1 pseudogene is annotated in these 519 nt (G+C 42.0%); it reads left to right on the top strand.

Features of this window, described 5'->3' with window-relative positions:
- A pseudogene (locus J7R13_RS08750) lies at nt 1–519 on the top strand (Vomp family autotransporter); the annotation flags it as partial.

The following is a 519-nucleotide window of genomic DNA, read 5'->3' as shown; positions in this document are numbered from 1 at the left end:
GAGGAGAGCTATGACAGTGTAGCAGAAGCATTTGCCGGTGTAGGAAGTTCTTTCACGAATATTCATAAAGAGCTTAAGAATGAGATTAACAAAGTGGTGGGAGACAGTCTTGTTAAGCAGAATGAAGCAACAAATCTTATTAATATTGGTAAAGAAGTAGAAGGCAGTGAAATTAATATCGCCAACAAAACTGGAGCGGATCGGACCCTTTCAGGTGTAAAAGCAGGAAGGCTTTCAGAAAGTTCAACGGATGCGGTTAATGGAAGCCAGCTTTACGCGCTTGGTGACACATTTGCGACATATTTAGGTGGCGGTGCTGAGTATAAGGATGGCCAATGGAAAGCTCCAAGCTTCAAGGTTAAAACAGTCAAGGAAGATGGCAGTGATGTTGAAGAGGAGAGCTATGACAGTGTAGCAGAAGCATTTGCCGGTGTAGGAAGTTCTTTCACGAATATTCATAAAGAGCTTAAGAATGAGATTAACAAAGTGGTGGGAGACAGTCTTGTTAAGCAGAATGAA

This window comes from Bartonella taylorii 8TBB (assembly GCF_902825155.1).
Classification (GTDB): Bacteria; Pseudomonadota; Alphaproteobacteria; order Rhizobiales; family Rhizobiaceae; genus Bartonella; species Bartonella taylorii_A.
This window is presented reverse-complemented; position numbering and strand designations above follow the sequence as displayed.